Annotated in this window: 14 protein-coding genes and 1 pseudogene; 8 read left to right on the forward strand and 7 right to left on the reverse strand. The window is 71.6% G+C overall.

The window, feature by feature from the left end; all coding sequences use genetic code 11:
* A pseudogene (locus FL311_RS27575) lies at positions 1-248 on the reverse strand (hypothetical protein); the annotation flags it as partial.
* A 203-nt stretch (positions 249-451) separates the two neighbouring features.
* Positions 452-1,516, reverse strand: coding sequence for an ATPase, T2SS/T4P/T4SS family (locus tag FL311_RS27580; protein ID WP_141329585.1), 1,065 nt, complete (start codon positions 1,514-1,516; stop codon positions 452-454).
* A 74-nt stretch (positions 1,517-1,590) separates the two neighbouring features.
* Between FL311_RS27580 and FL311_RS27585 the strand changes: the two genes are divergently transcribed.
* Both FL311_RS27585 and FL311_RS27590 read left to right on the forward strand, forming a co-directional pair.
* Positions 1,591-2,136: a DUF1579 domain-containing protein gene (locus FL311_RS27585; RefSeq protein WP_141329587.1), complete on the forward strand. Its 546-nt coding sequence runs from the start codon at positions 1,591-1,593 to the stop codon at positions 2,134-2,136.
* Positions 2,137-2,289: 153 nt separating this feature from the next.
* Positions 2,290-3,900 (forward strand): hypothetical protein, encoded by a 1,611-nt coding sequence (locus FL311_RS27590; protein WP_141329589.1) that lies wholly within the window; start codon positions 2,290-2,292, stop codon positions 3,898-3,900.
* Between the two features lie 5 nt (positions 3,901-3,905).
* On the opposite strand, the gene FL311_RS27595 is transcribed toward FL311_RS27590, so the two are convergent.
* Positions 3,906-4,268 (reverse strand): AraC family ligand binding domain-containing protein, encoded by a 363-nt coding sequence (locus FL311_RS27595; protein ID WP_046710723.1) that lies wholly within the window; start codon positions 4,266-4,268, stop codon positions 3,906-3,908.
* Positions 4,269-4,812: 544 nt separating this feature from the next.
* Here FL311_RS27595 and FL311_RS27600 point away from each other — a divergent pair.
* Genes FL311_RS27600 through FL311_RS27625 form a run of 6 tightly spaced genes read left to right on the forward strand, consistent with a single transcriptional unit; the run spans position 4,813 to position 15,911 of the window.
* Positions 4,813-5,715 carry a DUF2135 domain-containing protein gene (locus FL311_RS27600; RefSeq protein ID WP_141329591.1) on the forward strand — a complete coding sequence of 301 codons (903 nt, stop codon included), beginning with the start codon at positions 4,813-4,815 and terminating at the stop codon, positions 5,713-5,715.
* A 32-nt stretch (positions 5,716-5,747) separates the two neighbouring features.
* Entirely contained in the window at positions 5,748-6,629 is an 882-nt protein-coding gene (locus tag FL311_RS27605; protein ID WP_228557121.1) for a DUF1175 family protein, read from the forward strand.
* Entirely contained in the window at positions 6,626-8,248 is a 1,623-nt protein-coding gene (locus tag FL311_RS27610; RefSeq protein WP_194869386.1) for a hypothetical protein, read from the forward strand. The genes FL311_RS27605 and FL311_RS27610 overlap by 4 nt, the downstream gene beginning before the upstream one ends.
* Entirely contained in the window at positions 8,245-12,963 is a 4,719-nt protein-coding gene (locus FL311_RS27615) for an MG2 domain-containing protein (RefSeq protein ID WP_141329595.1), read from the forward strand. Before FL311_RS27610 ends, FL311_RS27615 begins: the two co-directional genes overlap by 4 nt.
* Positions 12,964-12,966: 3 nt before the next feature.
* Positions 12,967-15,204, forward strand: coding sequence for a hypothetical protein (locus FL311_RS27620; protein ID WP_141329597.1), 2,238 nt, complete (start codon positions 12,967-12,969; stop codon positions 15,202-15,204).
* Positions 15,205-15,206: 2 nt separating this feature from the next.
* Positions 15,207-15,911: a hypothetical protein gene (locus FL311_RS27625; RefSeq protein ID WP_141329599.1), complete on the forward strand. Its 705-nt coding sequence runs from the start codon at positions 15,207-15,209 to the stop codon at positions 15,909-15,911.
* A 2-nt stretch (positions 15,912-15,913) separates the two neighbouring features.
* Here FL311_RS27625 and FL311_RS27630 read toward each other — a convergent pair whose 3' ends face one another.
* The 4 genes from FL311_RS27630 to FL311_RS27645 all read right to left on the reverse strand — a co-directional run bounded on the left by FL311_RS27630 (position 15,914) and on the right by FL311_RS27645 (position 19,390).
* The gene (locus FL311_RS27630; protein ID WP_141329601.1) at positions 15,914-17,296 is read right to left on the reverse strand and encodes a cell wall metabolism sensor histidine kinase WalK; all 1,383 of its coding nucleotides are present in this window, start codon (positions 17,294-17,296) and stop codon (positions 15,914-15,916) included.
* Complete coding sequence (locus FL311_RS27635) at positions 17,293-18,009, reverse strand: response regulator transcription factor (RefSeq protein ID WP_141329603.1); 717 nt, start codon at positions 18,007-18,009, stop codon at positions 17,293-17,295. The genes FL311_RS27630 and FL311_RS27635 overlap by 4 nt, the downstream gene beginning before the upstream one ends.
* 9 nt (positions 18,010-18,018) lie before the next feature.
* A complete protein-coding gene (locus FL311_RS27640; protein WP_141329605.1) occupies positions 18,019-18,345 on the reverse strand; it encodes a hypothetical protein in 327 nt (108 codons plus the stop codon).
* Positions 18,346-18,502: 157 nt separating this feature from the next.
* Complete coding sequence (locus tag FL311_RS27645; RefSeq protein ID WP_141329607.1) at positions 18,503-19,390, reverse strand: zinc metalloprotease; 888 nt, start codon at positions 19,388-19,390, stop codon at positions 18,503-18,505.
* Between the last annotated feature and the right edge of the window lie 201 nt (positions 19,391-19,591).

The following is a 19,591-nucleotide window of genomic DNA, read 5'->3' on the forward strand; positions in this document are numbered from 1 at the left end:
GGCGGAGGTGGCGCGGCGAGGAGGCGCAGGACGAGGGTGTCCTCGTCATTCGTCGTGAGCGTGGAGGCGCGCGTGGCGCCGTGCCAGATGCTGTCGAGGCCGACGAGGAGGAGGGCGTGGAGGGCCACCACGAGGGGGGCCACCCAGAGGGTTCGTGTGGTGTCGGCGGTGCTGCGCGAGCGGGCGTCGACGACGGAGGCGAAGAGCCTCGTGTCGGCGGTGCCGTCCTTCGGACTTGCGTCCGGCATGACCATTCCCCCTTCCCTCACGCGGTAGACCGGAGTCTAGCGAAGGGCCCCATCCATCCGACACCGTGTTAGTGGCGAGCCCCTCGTTCGTGAAGGGAAGCTGCCCTCGGAGGCGAGGGGGCGATATCCTCCGCACGCGCTGGCGGCCCCCGGGGCCATGTGCCCGGTGCGCCGCTGCGGGCGAGCGCGGAGCTCGCGTTGCCTCAGCTTCCAGCGGGCGCGCGCCACGCTTCGACGAGCCCCTTCCCATCGTCGCCGTATCGCACGGTGTAGACCTCACGCCGGAGCGCGCCCGACGCCTCGCGCGAGTGGTGGACGATGAGCGGCGCCACGGGGAGCCCTGGAATCGCCTCGCGCAGCTTCTCGAGCACGGCCTCGGGGCTCGACGCCTCCAGCACGAACGCAGTGGCGTGTCCGGTGAGCGCGCAGTTGAGCAGCAGCTCCAGGTCCTTCACCGTCCGCGCCTCGTCCGCCAGCACCACATCCGGGTCCTGCCGCAGGAACGCGCGCAGCACCTGCGCGAGCGGCATCGACTCCCCCACGCGCGCCGTCCCCAGCCGCGCATCCGCCGACCTCGGCTGCTCCAGCGCGGCGAGCACATTCGTGAAGTCCGGCAGCACCTCCATCACCGCGTGCAGCGACGTGCTGCGCCCCGTGCCCTTCTCTCCCGAGAACACCACGGGCGTCCCCTGGAACAGCGAGTCCAGCCGCAGGAACCGCTCCGAGAGATACACCGCCTCCTCGCGTCCCAGGCTCAGCGCGGAGAACGCCGGCTGGTCCGCGCGCAGCTGCCGGCTTCGCGCATGGGCGACGATGCTCGGCGCCACCTCGCTGTCCGCGAACGTCACCCAGAACAGGACCTCCGGGTCCGTCTCCACGTCGAACGGATAGGTCACCGTGCCGCGCCCAGGACGCGCCGTGTCCCGCCCCCGCTTCGACAGCTCCGCGATGGCCCGTGCCAGCGGCGCATGCAGCGGCCGCGCGAACGGCTGACGCACGGGCTTGCGCTGCTGCCCGAGCAACCCCTCATGCCCAGGCGCATCCGCGACCGGGAGGAAGAACGACGCGCCCGCCTCATCCGTCTCCGCGTCCGCCCACACCGAGAACACCAACGTCCCCGTGCGCGCAGCCAGGGAGAACAGCGCCGACGCAGACTCGGCGGGGGACTCGGGCCAGGCCGCGGGCTCGGGGACGGCGAGGCCCTCGGCGGTGAAGCCCGCGTGCAGACCGGAGAGCAGCTCGACGAAGGAGGTGGCGGGGTTGCTCAAGGACGCTCCTGGATGGGCAGTGATGATGACACGGGCGAGGGTGACGAGGGGACGGCCCCGGGTTACGAAGGGGCATGAGCCAGGACTGGAACGCCACCAACGCCCCCACGACGCAGTTCGACGCAGGGCCGCAGCACCAACTGCTGCACCGGATGACGGGCGACTGGGAAGGCCCCACGCGTACCTGGTTCGACCCCGCCGCCACGCCCGAGGAGTCCCGCACGCACGCGCGCATCGAACCGCTGCTCGGCGGCCGCTTCGTCCGCGTCGACTACCACTCCACCGCCATGGGCAAGCCGCACGCGGGCCAGCTCATCCTCGGCTTCGACAAGACCGAGGAACACTTCACCGCGGCCTGGGTGGACAGCTTCCACATGAGCTCCAACATGATGCTCTCCACCGGCGCGCCTCGGGAGGACGGCCACGTGTCCGTGCTCGGCGGCTACACCGCGAGCATGTGCGACGAGCAGGGCGTCACCCAGAAGCAGCAGTGGGGCTGGCGCACCGTGATTCACCAGCCCGACGCGGACACCCTCGTCCTCCAGTCCTTCAACATCTGGCCCGAGGGCCGCGAGGACCGCGCGGTGGAGACCCGCCTGACGCGCCGCCGTCAGGCCTAGCCTCCCCAGCCCCGAGAGCGTCGACGCCCGACACTCGAGGGAACAGACGTGCCCACGCGGGCGCGAGGGCATGGGATAACGAAGGGGGACGGGTGCCCGTGATGGGAGGGGCGCGTGGGCCGGAAGGCCCGCGGGTTCCGGGAGAGGACGTGCATGAAGCTGGATGACCTGGTGCTGGCGTTGACCGTGTCGCTGCTCCGCGTGGAGAAGGAGCGGTGGCTGGACGTCCTGACCCGCCTGGAGACGGAGCTGGGCTCGGGGTGGACGCTGCGGCTGTTGGAGGTTCCAGGCACGTACTCGGTGGGCGCCCGCACCAGGGAGGGACGCGAGCTGCCGCTGGAGGCGTGGCGCGAGGTGCTCGACGGCGAGGAGCTGGTGAGCGTGCGCGCCATGGACCTGGGCGGCATGGGCCCCGGCGAGATGCCGGACCACGTGGCCGCGGCCTTCGTCAACTCGGAGGCGCTGGTGCTCGACGTGCGCACCCAGCGCGGCAACAACCTGTACCAGCTGGAGGTCGTCTTCAGCAGCGCGTCGCTCATCACCCCGCGCCAGTTCGTGGACTTCGCGCGCGCCCAGCCCCACCCCGAGAAGGTCCTGGAGGCGCTCTCACGCGTCATCACGGACTCCAATCTGTTGAACCAGCGCCCCGCCGTCGCTCCGTCCCAGGTGGCCGACTACCTGGCCTCTCGCGAGGGCTCGGCGCTGTTCGACCTGCTCGGCGGAGACCTGCTCAAGGAGCTGCAGTCCGCCGTGCTCCGCGGCGGCGCGCAGGTGGTGCTCACCGAGGCGTTCCAGCCGTTCTTCCGCACCCTGGACCCGGACGACTTCGAGCGCGGCCTGCTGCCGCCGGAGCGCCTGTCGGAGTTCGTGCCCTCCGACGAGCGCGTGTACCTGGCCAGCCCCGACGCCGCGAAGGACTTCGCGACGCTGACGGACGCGCAGCCCTTCGCGGAGCAGGTCTGGGTGCGCGCGGCGGAGAACCTCAACCGCTTCCTGCCGGAGGGCGACTCCCCTCACACCGGCGAGTCCCTGCGCGTGCTCCTGCACGAGGGCCCCGAGGAGAAGACGCAGGGCATCCCCATGGGCAACCTCATGGAGGAGCTCCAGATGACGTGCAAGGCGCGCGGCGCGGAGCTCCTCATCCCGGACGGCTTGCGCGAGCGCGTCAGGTCCATGGGCCCCACGAAGGAGGAGCGCGCCCGGGACCCGGGGATGATTCCGGAGCGCGAGCGGCTGCGGCTGACACCCAATGACGCCCGCTACCAGATGTATCTGTTCAACGCGCTGAAGGTGGCGCGCTCGCCGCTGCTGTCGCCGCGCGCGACGACGGACACCCGCGCGGAGCTGCTGTCGAGCCTGAAGGACACGGAGGAGTTCGCCGCGCGCAAGGGCTCCCCCTTCGCGGAGGCGTTCCGGCTGGCGCGTTTCGTCCTGGAGAACACCGGCTTCCAGCTGCGCGACGCCACCCCCGAGCGGCTGGCCGCGGTGCACGAGGCGCTCCGGGCCGAGGGCCTGGGCGAGCGCGCCTGGGACGTGTTCGAGCGCCGCTTCTCCCTGGTGACGCTGTTCCAGGTGTTCCCCTCGTCGGAGGAGCGCCTGCGAGGCCTGCTCGCGTGCTCGCTGGCGGATGTGTTCGGCGGCATGGGCTCGTGGAACGACGAGTTCTTCGAGTCCGACGAGGACCAGGCCTGGTACGAGCGCGTCACGCAGCGGCTGTTCCGCGCGCTGCGCGAGTTCTTCGTGACGATGGTGAACGCGCGCTGAAGCGCTCAGTCGTCGCGGTGGACCGTCTTGGGGGAGAAGGCGGGCAGGCAGATGGCGACGTACTCGGCGCCCTCGGCCTCCGGGGTGCTGTAGCGCACCCACTCGCCGGGCTCGCAGATGACGGCCTGTCCGCCGCGCACGTCGAGCACGCCGCCCTTGTGCTCCACGCGCAGCACGCCCGCGAGCACCAGGGTGATTTCCTTGAACTCGGGCCGCTGCCCCGGCTCCTCCCACCCACCGGGGCTGTTCATGTGGGCCACGCTGACGTCACCCGTGCGCGTGGTGGCCTTGCCCACGAACTCGTGGATGAGCTTCGGCTTGTTGCCCACGGCTGTCACGCGCAACGGGGCGGGAATCAGGGTTGGCATCGAGCGCTCCGGGTCGGGGTTCTCGGCGAAGGCCGCACGCTACCGCACGCGGCGCGCCTCACCCACCTCTTCGCGCACGTCCAGTCACCTCGTCCTCGGTGAGCTTGTGCTCGCTCGGTTGCTCCTTCTTCGCGGGGACGAAGGGCTCCTCCACGCCCAGGTGCAACCCGCGCCCGTCCGGGAGCTCGAACCAGAGGCCGCCGCGTTTCGCGAGTTCTGGCGGTTTGGGAGTCTCTCGAAGGCGCGGGCGCGAGGCTCACCGCCCGGGGGCATGGCGAGTTGGGTGTGATCAAGCCCTTGAATCATCGCGTCGCTCCCCCTGTCGAGGGGCATGAGTCTGCCTGGCCTCCGGGTGCGGCAGAAGGCCCTCGTCGGCGCCGGCGCGCGTGGTTGCCTGCCCGCGCCCATGACGCGCATCGACGGAAATCCGCGAGGTTCCGCCCCTATTGACGATTGGCAGGCGACTTGAAATGGAAGGCGGAGGGGGCGCAGTCTGCCCGTCACCGACACCTCTGTCGGGCCCATTTCCTATCAAGGACGCGTGATGCTTCCCGTCATCCTCGCCCTGCTCTTGTCGCAGACGCCGCCCGCCGCCAACCCGCGCCAGCAAGGTGTGCCCATCGGCAAGGGCAAGACGCTGCCCACGGTCCGCCTGAGCGCGCCTTCCGGTGGCTGGACGGTGGACCGGATGATGCTCATCGAGGGTACGGTGAGCGACGCCACCATCGACCCCGTCGTCGTGTCCATCAACGGCGACCGCTACCTGATGCGCACGTTCAACGGGCGCTTCAGCCGCAGCTTCCCCGCGGCGAGCGGGAAGAACGTCGTCACGGTGATGGCCACGAATCAGGCGGGCACCGCGCGCGCGCAGGCGACCAGCTACGCGCAGGTCCCGCCCGTGCCCTTCAAGGTCATCCTGACCAGTGACACGGATGGCGTGTACACGGACCTGCACGTCTACGAGCCCACGGACTCGAGCGTGAAGGACGGCCAGCTGACCATCTCGTCCATGGCGCACGTGTACTGGGCGGACACGGCGAGCCCGTCGGGCGGCACGTTCTACCTGAACTCGCAGGGCGGCGACTTCGACCAGCCCGCGTACGGCCCGTACCTCTACATCCACCGCGCGCCGCCCAAGGGCGTGTACCTGGTGGCGACGAACTACTGGCCCAGCGGCGACAAGGCGCACACCGTGGCCACGCTGAACCTGTCGCTGTTCGAGGGCACGCCGCAGGAGGTTCGCCGCATGGTGCGAATCCCCCTGGCGACGCCGGGTACCACGCGCGTGCTCGCGTGGGTGAACGTGCTCGGCGACGGACAGGCGGAGGTCTACGTGCCGTCGGCGGACCCCAAGCCCACGCGCGCCGGCTGGCCGAAGAACCTGGCCGAGGCGCTCAAGGATCTCCAGTCGAACGGCGACAGCGGCGGCGGCGAGGGCGACTACTGACGCGTCCGTGTGACGCGCTCCGGTCCTTCGCCATGTTCGCCCTACCTCTCATCCTGCTGGTGAGCGCCTCCGCGCCCGCGCCTCTCGCGGCGCCGCAGGCGGGCTCCGCGTCGCACGCGGTGCTGCGGGAAGCGGCCGCGCTCGTGGCGCAGGCCGCACCGCGACATGCGACATCGAGGGATGTCTCCGCGCTCGTGGCGCACGCCGCGCCGCAGGCGGGCTCCGTGTCGCTCGCATCGCCGAGGGATGCGTCCTCGCTCGCGGCTCGGCGAGAGGGCTCCGTGTCGCATGTGACGTCGCCGGATGTCTCCGCGCTCGTGGCGCACGCCGCGCCGCAGGCGGGCTCCGCTACCTCGGGTACGGAGGCGGTATTGGCCCCCGCGCCCGAGTCGCGCGACGTGCTGTTGCGCCGCCAGGTGGCGCAGGTGGCGCTCGCGCAGGTGCGCAAGCAGGACCCGGCGTGGCATCCGGACCAGCGTGACTGCGCGGGCCTCATCCGCTTCGCCGTGCGCACCGCGTACAAGCGCATCGCCCCCGCGCGGCTGGAGACGCCCCTGTGGACCGACGCGCGCGGCACGCCCACCGACTTCGCGGACGCGGAGACGCTGGTGCGCCGCAACATGGTCCTGCTGGGCCGCGACGACGCCACGCGCGAGTCGCTGCGCACCGGCGACGTGCTCGCGTTCCTCCACGAGCATGACTCAGGCCCCGTCTTCCATCTCATGCTGGTGGTGCGCCCCGAGGACCGGGCCCATGCACCAGCGCGTGTCGTCTACCACCCGGGGGAGAAGGGCGCCCAGGTGCGCACCGGGCTCCTCCACAATCTCGCCGACGAGGCGCCGCGCGAGTGGCGCCCCGTGCCCTCCAACAACGCCTTCGTCGGCTATTTCCGTCTCAAGGAGTGGATGCCATGACGTCTGTGTCGAGCCCGCCTCCGGGCACGCCGCCGCCCCCGGCGAGCCCTCCGCCCCGCTCGGGCCCTCCCAAGGGAGTGCTCATCGGCGCGGGTGTGGTCGTCGTCGGCGCGCTGGTCGCCGGCGCGTTCCTGATGGGCCGTCGCACCGGTTCCTCCGGCGGTGACGGCACGCCCCACACGCCCCTCATCACCGGCACCAGCGCCAACGGCTCCGTGCCGCCTCCCGAGGTGGACGGCCTGCCGGAGCCCACCACGGCCGACATGGAGGTGCCCGGCTCGGGCGCGCCCCCGGCCGTGTGGCTGGACGTGCACCACCCGGCCAAGGTGCGTGACGCGCTGGCGCGCAACGCGTGGCTGCGCTCGCAGCTCTCCCAGCCCCTGGGCCAGGGCTTCGTCGGAGGCTGGGCCGCGTTCTTCGGCTCCACCGGCGAGGACCTCAAGGCCGACTTCAAGGGCGCGGTGCTGGACCTGATGCTCGGCAAGCTCGGTGACACGCCCTTCCGCGTGACGTGGTTCGCCGGTGACGCGCGCGCGAGCACGCCCGCCTTCATCGTCCCCGGCTCGCGGACCTCCATGGTCTCCGCCTACGACGTGCTGGACTCGGTGGCGAGCCGCGGCACGCTGACGGCGAAGACGTGCCCGGGCGGCACGCCCGCGCCGAAGGCGGACGGCGTGGAGCTCAAGCGCTGGCTGGTGGCGGAGCAGACGCTGTGGGCGGCCAAGGTCGCCGACCGGGTCGTCTTCGCGCGCCACCCGGTGGCGGTGCTCCAGGGCCTGTGCACGGAGCTTCCGAAGCTGAAGGCCGCTGACGGCGTGGACGTGGAGCTGGGCTTCCAGCCGCAGACCTTCGGCCGTGACGCGCACCTCTTCACCCACGTGCTGGGGCTGTCCGAGGACACGCGCCTGCAGTTCGGCGTGGAGGGCGACCGGCTGGTGGGCCGCGGCATCGCGGGAGAGCTGATGGAGGGCACCGCGCGCCTGGACACGGCGCCCCTGTCCGACGAGCTGCTGAAGCTGGTGCCCGAGGAGACGCCGGTGCTGCTGGCCATGCAGCTGAAGCTGCCCGAGACGCTGACGGCCGAGTCGCTCAAGGCGTTCTGGGCGTCCGGCGGCGAGGGGCCCACGCGCACGCGCCAGGTGGCGGTGACGTGGACGCCGCGCGGGGACGCGTCGCTGCCGCAGGAGGTGGCGGTGCTGTGGGGCCGCGCGGAGGACGCGCCGGCGCTGGAGGCCATCTTCACCGGCGGCAGCCACACCGTGCAGCGGGCCACCCTGTGCAATCACGTGGTGCTCGCGTCGAGCGAGTCGGAGATGAACACGCTGCGCATGTCGTGCTCGGGCAACAAGCCCAGCATGCTCGCGGCGGCGGGGCCGGTGGTGGCGGGGCTGCGTGAGCCCACCTCGCTGTCCTTCGGGGTGAACCTGGGACGGCTGTTCGGCGGGCTCACCATGGACGGGTACCTGTCCGAGTCCCGCGTGGGGCGTGGCGCGCCGATGCAGAAGGCGACGCCCCCTGAAATCGAAGCGGCGCGGCGCGACCTGGAGTCGCTGCCGTACCTGGGCCTGCGCGGCACCGTGCGCGGCGATTCGTTGGTTCCTGGAGGTTTCGGGTCATGAGGATGGTAGCTCGACTCGCGGTACTGGCGGCGGTGGCGCTGTCCGGCGTGGCGATGGCCAAGCCGCTCTACATCACCGTGCCGCGCGCCTATGGCAGCGGAGAGCCGGTGGCGGTGGACGTGGCCTTCGAGGACAAGGGGCCCGTGGAGCTGCGCGTGCTCAAGCCGGACAACCTGGACGCGTTCATCCGCGCCCAGGGGGACTTGCGGCGCGCGTACCAGACGCCGCCGACGATGAACAACCCGGGCCGCGCGCTCAGCCGCGGCGTCAACGCGGTGACGCTGCCGGGCCACTGGCTGCTCAACTCGCTCAACGTGGGCTTCCGCGACACGGTGAACGACGCGCTGCCCGAGGCCGCGGACGTGCCGGGCTCCAGTGAGCCGCTGGCCAAGGTGTCCGAGGGTCCCAAGAAGCTGGTGGGTGTGCCGGCGGGCTTCACCGTGACGCGCAGCCAGTGGCTCAACCTGGACCTGGGCGGCGCCGAGCGCGACTTCAACGTGCCGGGCTTCAGCTCGGGCGGGGGCTACGGCTTCCAGGAGCGCCGCGTGCTGCTGGCGCCGCTGCCCGCGGGCACCTATGTGCTCCAGCTGGTGCAGGGGCTGGTCGAGGGCCAGGTGGTGCTGGTCGTCACGGACCTGACGGTGCAGCTGAAGCAGACGGACAACGAGGTGCTGGTGCGCGTGGCGGGCAAGGACCAGAAGCCCGCGGTGGGCGCGCAGGTGCAGGTGTTCCTGTCCAAGGGCAAGGGCCCCACGGGCAAGACGGACGCGAAGGGCGAGGTGCGGCTGGAGGTGACCGAGCCGCGCATCATCGCCACGGCGTCGGCGGGCGGGGACACGGCCATCGTCGACACGGACTTCTACTCGACGCTGGCGGTGACGCCGGACGTGTTCATCTACAGCGACCGCCCCATCTACAAGCCGGGCCACGAGGTGAAGTTCCGCGGCGTGGTGCGCCAGCCGGACACGTTCCTGGCGCGGCTGTTCACGCCGAAGAAGCGTGAGGTGACGGTGAAGCTCATCTCGCAGGAGGGCCGGGCCCTCACCACGCGCGCGTCGGTGGACGAGTTCGGCGCGTTCAACGGCACGCTCAAGGTGCCGGGCGATCTGGGCACGGGTGTGCTGCGCGTGTCGGCGGAGCTGGACGGGCAGCCGCACCAGGGCGAGGCGCGTGTGCAGGACTACGTGAAGCCGACGTTCTACCTGGAGGCGGAGCCGGAGTCGGAGACGGTGGTGCCCGGCCAGGCGCTGCGCGTGAAGGTGCGCGCGCGTCGGTACGCGGGCGGCGTGCCCGACGGCGCGAAGTACGAGGTGTTCCTCTACCGCAGCCTGCTGGACGCGCCCGCGTGGGTGGATGACGCCGGCAAGGGCGGGCAGGGCAGCGACGTGACGTACGGCTCGGCGTCCAGCACCGAGGGCAAGCTGAGCGTGCCCGAGCGGCTGTACTCCTCCGTGGCCGAGCGCGGCGCGAGCGAGGACCCGTGGGCGAGCGCCACCGCGTTCAGCGCGGAGGGCGAGGCGCAGATTGAAGTGGCGGTCCCGGAGCTCAAGCCCGGTGAGGAGCGGCTGCCGTACCGGTACTCGCTGACGGTGCGTGCGCGGGATGACCAGGAGACGTTCGCCAACTCGACGACGTCGTTCTTCCTGTCGAAGGTGGAGGTGCTGGGCACGGCGCGCTACTCGGACGCGGTGGTGTCCAAGGGCGGCGAGGCGACGCTGGCGGTGCGCGCCACCACGCTGTCGGGCAAGGCGTACGGCGTCACCCAGGGCGAGGTGGAGTTCGTGCTGCGCCGCGCCGACGGTGCCGAGAAGAGCCTGGGCAAGCGCTCGTTCACCACGGCGGCGGACGGCACGCACCGCGAGAAGGTGCCCACCTCCGACGTCGGCGCGGTGCTCTCGCGCGTGACGGTGAAGGACAAGCGCGGCGAGGTGTGGCAGGGCGAGGAGTCGCTCCTGGTCATCGGCTCGGCGGACGAGGCGGTGGCGCAGGTGCCCAACCTCACGCTGGCCTCTCTGTCGGGCACGCTGGAGCCGGGCGACACGGCGCGGCTGGTGGCGCTGATGCCGGATGGCTGGGGCGCGGGGGGCCGCGACGAGGGCCCGGTGTGGGTGACGCTCGCGGGGGCCACGCTCTTCGACACGCAGGTGGTGGCGCTCAAGGGCCGCACGCTGGTGCACAGCTTCAACGTGGAGAAGCGCTTCGGCGGCGCGGTGTACGCGTCCGTGGCGTACCCCACGTCGACGGGCCGCTGGGAGGAGCGCACGGTGGCGTTCCGGGTGATTCCGCGCGAGCGCACGCTCACCGTGGAGCTGCAGCCGCGTCGGGCCGAGGCCACGCCGCTGACGGAGCAGACCATCGACCTGCGCGTCACGGATTACGAGGGCAAGGGCGTGGTGGCCCAGCTCTCCGTGGGCGTGGTGGACAAGGCCGTCTACGCCATCCAGTCCGAGTTCCGTCCGCGCGTGCTGGACTTCTTCTACCCGCCCGCGCGCAACAACGTGTCCAACTTCTACTCGGCGGAGTTCCAGGGCTACGGCTACGGCGAGGCGCTGGCGCGCAAGATGGCGGGCCTGCCCGACCATGCCTTCGCGTCCATCAAGCCGCCCAACCGTCAGGCGAAGGATTTGGAGAAGGACACGGCGCACTGGGACCCGTCGGTGGTGACGGACCGCGATGGCCGCGCCACGGTGCGCTTCACGCTGCCGTCCAACCAGACGCTGTGGGTGGTGACGGCGGTGGCGGCGGACACGTCCGGTCGCTTCGGTGAGAGCACCTCCGAGTTCGCCACGCGCGGCGGGCTGAACCTGTACGCGGCGCTGCCGCAGTTCCTGCGCGAGGGGGATGAGGCGCTCGCCTCCGTCCGCCTGTCCGCGGGGGAGAAGTCGCCGGCCAGCCAGTTGCTCGACGTGAAGCTCGCGTCCGCGGGCGCGCTGAAGGCGGACCAGTCCCAGCACAAGGTGGAGCTGGCCAAGGGTGGTGAGAAGGTGGTGCCGCTGACGCTGCGCGCCTCGGCGACGGGCGACGCGCAGCTCTTGGTGGACGTGTCGGGCGCGAAGGACCCGCTCAAGGACCGCAAGCTGTTCCAGGTGGAGCCGGCGGCGGTGCGGGACGTGGTGAAGGTGAGCGCCTGGGGTGGCGGCGCGCTGGAGGTGCCCGCGGCGAAGGAGGCGACGCTCGCGAGCGTGGAGCTCGTGCTCCAGCCGTCCATCGTCGACGCGGCGCTGTCCAACGTGCGTGAGCTGCTCACGTACCCGTACGGGTGCCTGGAGCAGCTGGTGTCCACGACGGTGCCGAACGTGGCGGTGTACCAGGTGCTGCAGCAGGCGGGCGCGGTGGCGAAGCTGGACACCGACACGCAGGCGCTCTTGGCGGAGGCGCGCAGCCGCTCGGTGCAGGGCACCGCGCGCATCCTCAACCTGTCCGTGAAGGGCGGCGGCTTCACGTGGTTCGGCGGCTACGAGACGCCGAGCCTGCCGCTCACGCTCATCGCGCTGGACGGCCTGGCGTACGCGGCGGAGGCGGGGCTGGTGGAGCGCACGGACCCGCGGCTGGTGGAGAGCGCGCGCTGGCTGGAGGCGCAGCAGGACCTGTCGCCCGAGTACGACGCGACGCGCGCGTACGTGCTGGCGCGGCTGGACGGTCCGAAGCAGGCGGCGCGGGTGCGCGCGCTGGTGGAGTCCTCCGAGTCCGGGGAGCTCTACCCGCTGGCGCTGGCGGTGCTCGCGGCGGAGAAGGCGGGCGTCATCAAGGAGCCGGCGCTGCAGGCGCGCATCAACGCGCTGGTGAAGCGCAGCTCCGAGGGCTTCACCACGCTGGCCGCGTACAAGCCGGGCCAGCAGCTGGAGCAGTCGGAGGCGTTCTTCCGCTTCCCGTTGCGCCGGGTGGGCCTGACGGCCATCGCCGCGCACGCGGCCTCGTTCGGCACGCTGGACATCACCCGCGCGCGCCGTCGCATCCTGGAGATGCTGTCGGAGCCGGACCTGTCCACGTTCGACCGGAGCACGGCGCTGTTGCACTCGCTGTGGCTGTTGGAGCGTGACGCGAAGGCGTTCAAGGGCATGACGCCGCCGGAGGTGAAGGGCCTGAAGGGCGCGGTGAAGTTCTCGCCGCGCGGCATGGGCCTGGTCGCGACGCTGCCCGCGGGGACGCGGACGGTGGACGTGGGCGGCTTCGACGGCGTGGCGACGCTGCAGGCCACGACGCTCACCCCGCTCTCCGCGGTGCGCGAGCAGTCCGAGGGCATGTCGCTGCAGCGCGCCTACTACGCGCTGCGCGAGGGCGGGAAGGTGAAGCTGGGCGCGGGCGACACGGTGGCGCAGGGCGAGGAGGTCTACGTGGAGCTGACGATGGACGCTCGCGGCGGCAACAAGGTGCGCTCGGCGTACTACGTGGTGGAGGACGCGGTGCCTGCGGGCTTCGTGGCGCTCCAGGAGGACAAGGCGTTCCGCGGTCCTCCGCACTCGCTGCCGTTGGTGCCGGAGGCGCTCAAGCGCCGGGTGCTGAGCCCGGAGCGCGCGACGTTCTTCTTCGAGGAGCCGGCGTGGTGGAGCGACAGCCCGCGCACGGTGGGCTACGTGCTGCGCGCGCAGTTCCCCGGCACGTTCTCCGCGCCGCCCGCGCGCATCGAGGACATGTACGCCGCGAGCATCCGGGGCCGCACGGCCGCGGACTCGCTCAAGGTGCTCCCGTCGAAGAAGGGCACGGGAGACCTGTAGTCGATGGGGTGGGCTTCCATGGTGGCCGTGTTGCTGGCGGCCACCCCCACCTTCGTCACGCGAGGTGACGTGACGCCCGAGTCGGAGCTTCGCCGCGAGGCGGAGGCCGGCTGGGCGTCGCTGGAGGCGGTGTATTCCGCGGAGGCGGGCGGGGCGCCGACGAAGGCCCCGGCCTCCATCCTCCTCCAGCGCGGCGCGGCCCTGTCCCCCGAGCGCAACGCGCAGGGCCGGCCGGGGCTCGTCGAGCTGCGGCAGAACACGCCCGGCGTGTTGGATGAGCGGCTGCGCGTGGCGCTGCGGCACGAGCTGGCGCACCAGTTGCTGTGGTGGGCGTGTCCGCAGTCGAGCGAGGACCGGCTGTTCCACGAGGCCTTCGCGGTGGCGGTGAGCGGCGAGCTGCCGGCGTGGCGCGAGGGCGGCTATCAATCCCTCTCCCGCGCGGCGTCGGAGCTGGCGTCGTCGCCGGCGGTGGACTCGACGCGGGCACGGCGGGCGCTGGCGCGGCTGCTCAGTGAGTCGGTGGGGTTCCCCAAGGCGCTGTCGCGCCGGCTGCGTCAGTGTCACGACGGCGCGCGGTGGGTGGTGCCGCTGTCCATCGACGAGCTGGCGGAGGTGGAGGTGCGCGCGGCGGGGCCGGCCACGGTGGTGGTGAGCCGGCACTCGGGTGAGGTGCTGTTGTCGGAGGGCGAGGCGCGGCGCGCGCTGCCGTATGGCTCGGTGCTCAAGCCCTTCGTGTATGCGGCGGGCGTGGGGCACCCGGTGCTGGCGCCGCGCGTGGACGTGCAGGAGTGGAGCTGCGGGCCCGGGCTGCCGGCGAAGGTGGACGCGCGCACGGCGCTCTTGCGCTCGTGCAACGGGTACTTCCTGGACTGGGAGGCGGCGGGCTCGGCGCCCAGGGCCTTTGGTGCCTGGGGCCCGGTGCTGTCGGCGCTGGGGATGACGGGGACACCCGCGGACATGGCGGACATGGTGGGGCTGCGCTCGACGCTGTCGCTGTCGCCGTGGGGCGTGGCGCAGGCGTATCGGCTGCTGGCGGAGGCGCGGCCGGACGTGCTGGCGCTGCTCGCGGACAACGCGGACCGGGGGACGCTGGCGGAGCTGCCCGCATCGAAGGCGCTGTCGGGCGTGTCGACGAAGACGGGCACGGTGCGGGACGCGGCGAGCCGTCCGCAGTACGGCTGGATTGCCGCGGTGGACGGGGACCTGGTGGTGGTGGCGGTGCGGCCGGGGAAGATGCCTCGGCAGTTCGCGGATGAGATTCCGGCGGCGCTGGCGCGCGCGCGCAAGCAGGCGGGAGTGGAGGCGGCGCGGGTGCAGGTGTTGGGCCTGGTGCCCGCGCGGGAGGTGGAGGCGCGGTGTCCGGGCGTGGGGTTCTCGGTGGACGGTGGAATGCCGAAGCCCTCGCCGGTGGAGTGGACGCGGCTGGAGACGTTGACGACGAAGGGCGCGGCGGTGTGTCTGGGCGCGCCGTGGCGCGTGCGCTTCCCGAAGGGGCCGGAGGAGGGGCGCGACTACGCGGGCGTGTTCACCTGGTCGCCCCCGCCGGCGTACCGGCCGCCCGAGGGCGTGCCCACGTCACCGAGCGCGATGAAGGCGCGGCGGGGCTCGGACTTCGTGTTCCGCACCACGCGGCTGCAGTACACGGCGGGCGTGGTGGCGGCGGAGGACGTGACGCTGAAGGGCGAGCCGCGCGTGGCGCTGGCGCGCGTGGTGGCGCACAACGAGCGGCACAGTCGACACCCGGGCCGCGCCGTCTGTGACACGACGCACTGTCAGGCCTTCCGGGGCACGGTGCGCGTGCAGCGCGAGGACGCGAAGGCGCTGGGGATGCCCGCGCTGAAGTGGAAGGAGTGGCTGCTCTTCTCGCAGGGCGGCGAGGAGCCGTGGAAGCAGGAGCGCCCGCGCGGAGAGGTGGAGCGGCTGCTCGGGCGCGGGCTGGTGTCGCTGCGCTTCGAGGCGGGTCGGGTGAACTACCTGCTCACCGAGCGCGATGGGACGGCGACGTACGAGGAGGGGCGCTCGCTGCCGTGTGAGCTGTTGCGCTCGGGGTTGAAGCTGCCGTCGTGTCCGCGCACGGCCTCGTTCAACGGGAGCGTGCTGGTGTTCGAGGGACGCGGACGGGGACATGGCGAGGGGCTGGACGTGGAGGCGGCGAAGGCGAGCGGCCTGCGCAGCGATGCGATTCTCGAGGCGGCCTATGGGAAGAAGCGCCCGGCGCCTCGCGACGTGGATGGGGAGTAGGAATGGATGCGAAGACGTTGGACGGGATGGGGCGGGAGGTGTCCTTCGAAGAGCTCGCGGAGCGCTTCAAGGGCCACGACATGCGGGACTGGCTGATGGAGAACCGCACGCTGGTGAGCGAGGAGCCCAGGCCTCGGCTCCTCGAGGGCGGCCTCCACGTGGACCACGACCTGACGACGGGGGATGGGCCCTGGGTGCTGGTCATCGACGGTGACCTGGTGACGACCGGTGACCTCGTCTGCACGACGGACGACTACGCGGTCAGCACGTTGTTCATCACGGGCCAGCTCCAGGCCCGCAACATCCGCTTCGAGAGCAGCGCGCGCGTCTCGGTGGACGGTGACGTCGTGGCGTCCGGAGTCATCGTCGGCACGGGTGGTGACTCGGAGGCGAGCCTGGGCACGAGCAGCACGCTCGCCGCGAGGGCCGTGGTGCTCGACTCGAACACGGCCATCTGGGCCAAGGCTGGCAAGCCTCGCTCGGTGCCCGAGGCCTACCGCGCGCTCATCGTGGGAGGCAAGGGCTGGCAGTCCTTCACACCGGACGTCGATGTCGGCGACCCGTCGCATCACCCGCAGACCTTCGTCCCCGAGGTCATCCGGGGTGGGGTCCTGGATGCGCACAAGACCTGGTCCCATGTGCGGACGGGCAGCGGCCCATCCCTCCCCGAGGTCGAACAGGCGCTGCGGCAGAAGAAGGGCCTCTGACCTCAGGCCGCGGACTGGAGGCCTGGCGACTTCGGAAACACGAGCGTCGCGCGGGTCCCCTTCTCGGTGGCGTGCTGGAACGACAGCGTGCCGCCGTGCGCCTCGACGATGCGGCGCACCAGCGTGAGCCCCAGCCCGACGCCGCCTGTCTCCCGCGCGCGGCTGCGGTCCGTGCGGAAGAAGGGCGTGGTGAGCTGCGGCAGGTCCGTGGCGCTCACGCCGATGCCCCGGTCCTCGACCTCCAGCCGCACCGTGTCTCCGTCCTCCTCGGCCCGCAGCGTCACGGCGCTCCCCGGCTCCGAGTACTTGCGCGCGTTGTCGAGCAGGTTGTGGAGCGCGCGGCGCACCAGCACCGGGTCCACCTCCAGCGTGGGCAGCGTCTCGGGCAGCTCCAGCGCGAGCGGGCACTCGGGCGCGGTGCGCTGGAAGCGCTCGGCGGTGTCCCGCAGGAAGTCCGGCAGGGACACGCTCACCCGCTGGACGCGCGGCCCTGGCTGTCCCGCCTGGTTCGTCTCCAGGTCCAGCCGCGCCATCTGCATCACCCCGTCGACCAGCTGTTGGAGCTCGCCGATGTCCCGACGCAGCTCCGGGAGCCGGGTCGCCAGCTCCTCGGGCTGGCCGTCCTCGACCAGGTCCAGCGTCACGCCCAGGCGCGCCAGGGGCGTGCGCAGCTCGTGGGAGACGTTGGCCATCAGCTCCTTCTGTCCCCGGATGAGGGCCTCCTTGCGCGCCGCCATCTCATCGAAGGCGCGGCCCAGCATCGCCACCTCGTTGCGTCCCTTCAGGTTCGCGCGCGCGGACAGTCGCCCCTGGCCGAACTCGCCCACCACCTTCGTCAGCCGCTCCAGCGGAGACGCGATGGCGCGCGCGAGCGGAATGGACAGCAGCGCGAGCACCAGCAGGACGACGGTGATGACGAGCCCGAGGAACATGTAGCTGCGTCGGGTCGCGGAGGCCTCGCGGAGCATGTAGCCATCCAGCGTCGAGCCTCGCCACGTGAGCGTCACCCAGAACAGGGTCCCCTCGCGTGTTATCCAGCTGTAGCCCAGCCGGATGGTCTGCCACTCGGTCTCATCGAGCATGCGCGGGGGAGGATTCGCCGTGCTCCGCCGCAACCGCCCCTGGACGTCGAACAGGGTGATGTGGTGCCCGTGCTCCGCGACGATGGACTGCATCAGCGACGGGAGTTCGGGAGCATCCGTCGGCGCGAGCTTCACCACCTGCTCCAGCTTGTGGTCCAGCTCCTTGATGCGCCCTCCGCCCTGGGCCTCGATGGCCTCGGCGACGATGCCCAGGGCGACCACGGAGCCCCCCAGCATCAGCAGGCCATACAGGTAGATGCGCCAGAACATCCGGCGCGGGCGCAGGTGCTCGGAGAGCTTCATGACTCCTCGCCCTGCTCCAGCACGTACCCCACGCCTCGCACCGTCTTGAGCATGCGCGGGTTGCGCGCGTCGTCTCCCAGCTTCTGGCGCAGCCTGGACACGTGCACGTCGATGGCCCGGTCCACGGGGCCGTCCGGGTCGCCGCCCTTCGCCAGCTCCAGCAGCTGCTCCCGGGACAGCACCCGGCCCGCCCGCTCGGCGAGCCCCAAGAGCAGCGTGAACTCGTGCCGCGTGAGCGCCAGCGCCTGTCCGTTCAATGAGGCGCGCATGGCGCCGCGGCTCAGCGAGAGGCCGCCCACGCGGACCACGTCGCGCGTGGGGCCCAGGTGTCCCCGGCTGCGGCGCACCAGGGCCTGGATGCGCGCGAGCAGCTCCCGCGACGAGAAGGGCTTGGGCAGATAGTCATCCGCGCCCAGCTCCAGCCCCATCACCCGGTCCGCCTCTTCTCCGCGCGCGGTGAGCATGAGGATGGGCACCGCCGAGCGCTCTCTCAGTTCCCGGCACACGGTGAGCCCGTCCTTCCGGGGCAGCATGATGTCGATGAGGATGGCGTCGAAGGCGCGGCGCGAGGCCTCCACCAGTCCCTGCTCTCCATCCCGAGCGAGGCAGGTCTTCACGCCCTGGCGCTCCAGGTACTCGGCGGTGAGCCGCGCCAGGTGCGCGTCGTCCTCGATGAGGAGCACTTCGATGGCGGAGGCGGGTGACGAGGCCATGGGTCCAGTCTAGTTCCGCTCGGCGCGAGCGCCCGAGGTCAGCAGCTGCTCCACCCACGCCCGGGGCTGCAGCCGGCGCAGCTGCCACACGCTCCCGTCCACCAGCCACTGCCCCCACTGCGCCGGGCTCGAGGGGCGTCGCCACAGGTCGACCAGGGCCTGGTGATGCGCGGACAGGTCCGTCAGCGGGGCGCGGGCCACCGCTTCGGCCCAGGCCTCGGCGCGGGGACGCTCCCGCAGGGCGGCATACGTCGACGCCGCCACCAGCAGGCAGGCGGCGAGGGCCAGGAACACGGCGCGGGACACATCGGTACGGCAGGTCTGCCACAGGGACATCGACCACCCCCAGGACACTTCGGACCGCTCGGGATGGTGCGTACTCAAGCCGCCCGATGTCGCGTGGGTATGTGGCGATTGTAACGGACGACGCCGGAGTCTCCACGTGGGAGACCCCGGCGTCGGGTCCGACTTTTCGGTCTGTCGGACGGTGCGACTAGCGGTACGCCGCCGCCATGTCGTCGGCGCGCGTGACCTGGCCGGCGCTGAAGGTGTTCATGCAGCTGTCGTCGGTGTAGTCCATGAAGTTGGTGATGGGGTCCAGACCGCCACCCGAGCAGGTGTCGCGGCCGGTGGGGCAGCCGTACGCCGGCGAGGCCTCGGCCGGGGTGTCGCTCACGCTGTCGCCCGCGCCGGTGCAGCCGCCCTGGAACGTGTGGTACAGGCCCAGCCAGTGGCCGACCTCGTGCGTGCCCGTGTCACCCTCGTTGTAGGGCGCCGCCGTGCCGCCGGGGACGCTGCTGTAGAGGATGACCACGCCGTCCTGCTGCGGGTTGGACGCGTAGCTGGAGGGGAACGTCGCCCAGCCGAGCAGCCCGCCGCTCAGGTTCGCCGAGTAGATGTTGAGGCTCTCCTTGCCACCCTGGCGCAGGGCCTTCTTCATGGCGCGCTCGTTGGCGCTGCCGCTCTTGAGCGCGTACCACTTGGAGTTCGTGGTGCGGGTGATGCCCTGCAGCACGAAGCGGAACGGCGTGTTCTGGTAGGCCGCGTTCAGCACCGCCATCTGCGCGTTGATCTGCGACTCGGGGAGGTCACCGTTCGCGATGCCCGTGCCCTTGTTGATGACGTGGAAGTACGTCGGCACCGTCACCGAGCCCACCGCGCGCAGCTCGCCCTTGCGCGAGGCCAGGAACGCGTCGATGGCCTGACGCTCCTCCATCGACGGCTCCTCCGCCGCGCAGCCGCGGTGCGCCGCGACCTGCTCCGTGGTGTCCGCCGGGGCCTCCGCCTCCGGAGCCTCGTCTCCGCGACACGCGGCCAGGCTCAACAGTGCACCCGCGACCACGGCCAGACGACCATTCCTCTTCGCGACGCTGCCAATCATTGTCAACTCCAGGGAAGTTGGTGATTCATTGGATACTCGAATGATTCAACCAGAGTCAATCCCTGCCCAGGCGGAAGCTCATGCGGGCCGGTGTGTGAGACATGGATGCACCAATGGGAAGTCTGTATGTAAAATGTCTTTAATTGGCGCGAAAATACCCGGAGAGCGGCCACGGGAAATCGACAGCGCCCGGAGCGGGGG

The organism is Myxococcus sp. AB025B, assembly GCF_006518215.1.
Lineage (GTDB): Bacteria > Myxococcota > Myxococcia > Myxococcales > Myxococcaceae > Myxococcus > Myxococcus fulvus.

Excerpts from the sequence above, each read along its gene's own strand:
- FL311_RS27590 (WP_141329589.1), top strand. The coding sequence starts at position 2,290 with ATGAAGCTGGATGACCTGGTGCTGGCGTTGACCGTGTCGCTGCTCCGC.
- FL311_RS27600 (WP_141329591.1), top strand. The coding sequence starts at position 4,813 with ATGCTTCCCGTCATCCTCGCCCTGCTCTTGTCGCAGACGCCGCCCGCC.
- FL311_RS27625 (WP_141329599.1), top strand. The coding sequence starts at position 15,207 with ATGGATGCGAAGACGTTGGACGGGATGGGGCGGGAGGTGTCCTTCGAA.
- FL311_RS27610 (WP_194869386.1), top strand. The coding sequence starts at position 6,626 with ATGACGTCTGTGTCGAGCCCGCCTCCGGGCACGCCGCCGCCCCCGGCG.
- FL311_RS27640 (WP_141329605.1), bottom strand. The coding sequence starts at position 18,345 with ATGTCCCTGTGGCAGACCTGCCGTACCGATGTGTCCCGCGCCGTGTTC.
- FL311_RS27605 (WP_228557121.1), top strand. The coding sequence starts at position 5,748 with ATGTTCGCCCTACCTCTCATCCTGCTGGTGAGCGCCTCCGCGCCCGCG.
- FL311_RS27620 (WP_141329597.1), top strand. The coding sequence starts at position 12,967 with ATGGGGTGGGCTTCCATGGTGGCCGTGTTGCTGGCGGCCACCCCCACC.
- FL311_RS27615 (WP_141329595.1), top strand. The coding sequence starts at position 8,245 with ATGAGGATGGTAGCTCGACTCGCGGTACTGGCGGCGGTGGCGCTGTCC.
- FL311_RS27585 (WP_141329587.1), top strand. The coding sequence starts at position 1,591 with ATGAGCCAGGACTGGAACGCCACCAACGCCCCCACGACGCAGTTCGAC.
- FL311_RS27630 (WP_141329601.1), bottom strand. The coding sequence starts at position 17,296 with ATGAAGCTCTCCGAGCACCTGCGCCCGCGCCGGATGTTCTGGCGCATC.
- FL311_RS27645 (WP_141329607.1), bottom strand. The coding sequence starts at position 19,390 with ATGATTGGCAGCGTCGCGAAGAGGAATGGTCGTCTGGCCGTGGTCGCG.
- FL311_RS27595 (WP_046710723.1), bottom strand. The coding sequence starts at position 4,268 with ATGCCAACCCTGATTCCCGCCCCGTTGCGCGTGACAGCCGTGGGCAAC.
- FL311_RS27635 (WP_141329603.1), bottom strand. The coding sequence starts at position 18,009 with ATGGCCTCGTCACCCGCCTCCGCCATCGAAGTGCTCCTCATCGAGGAC.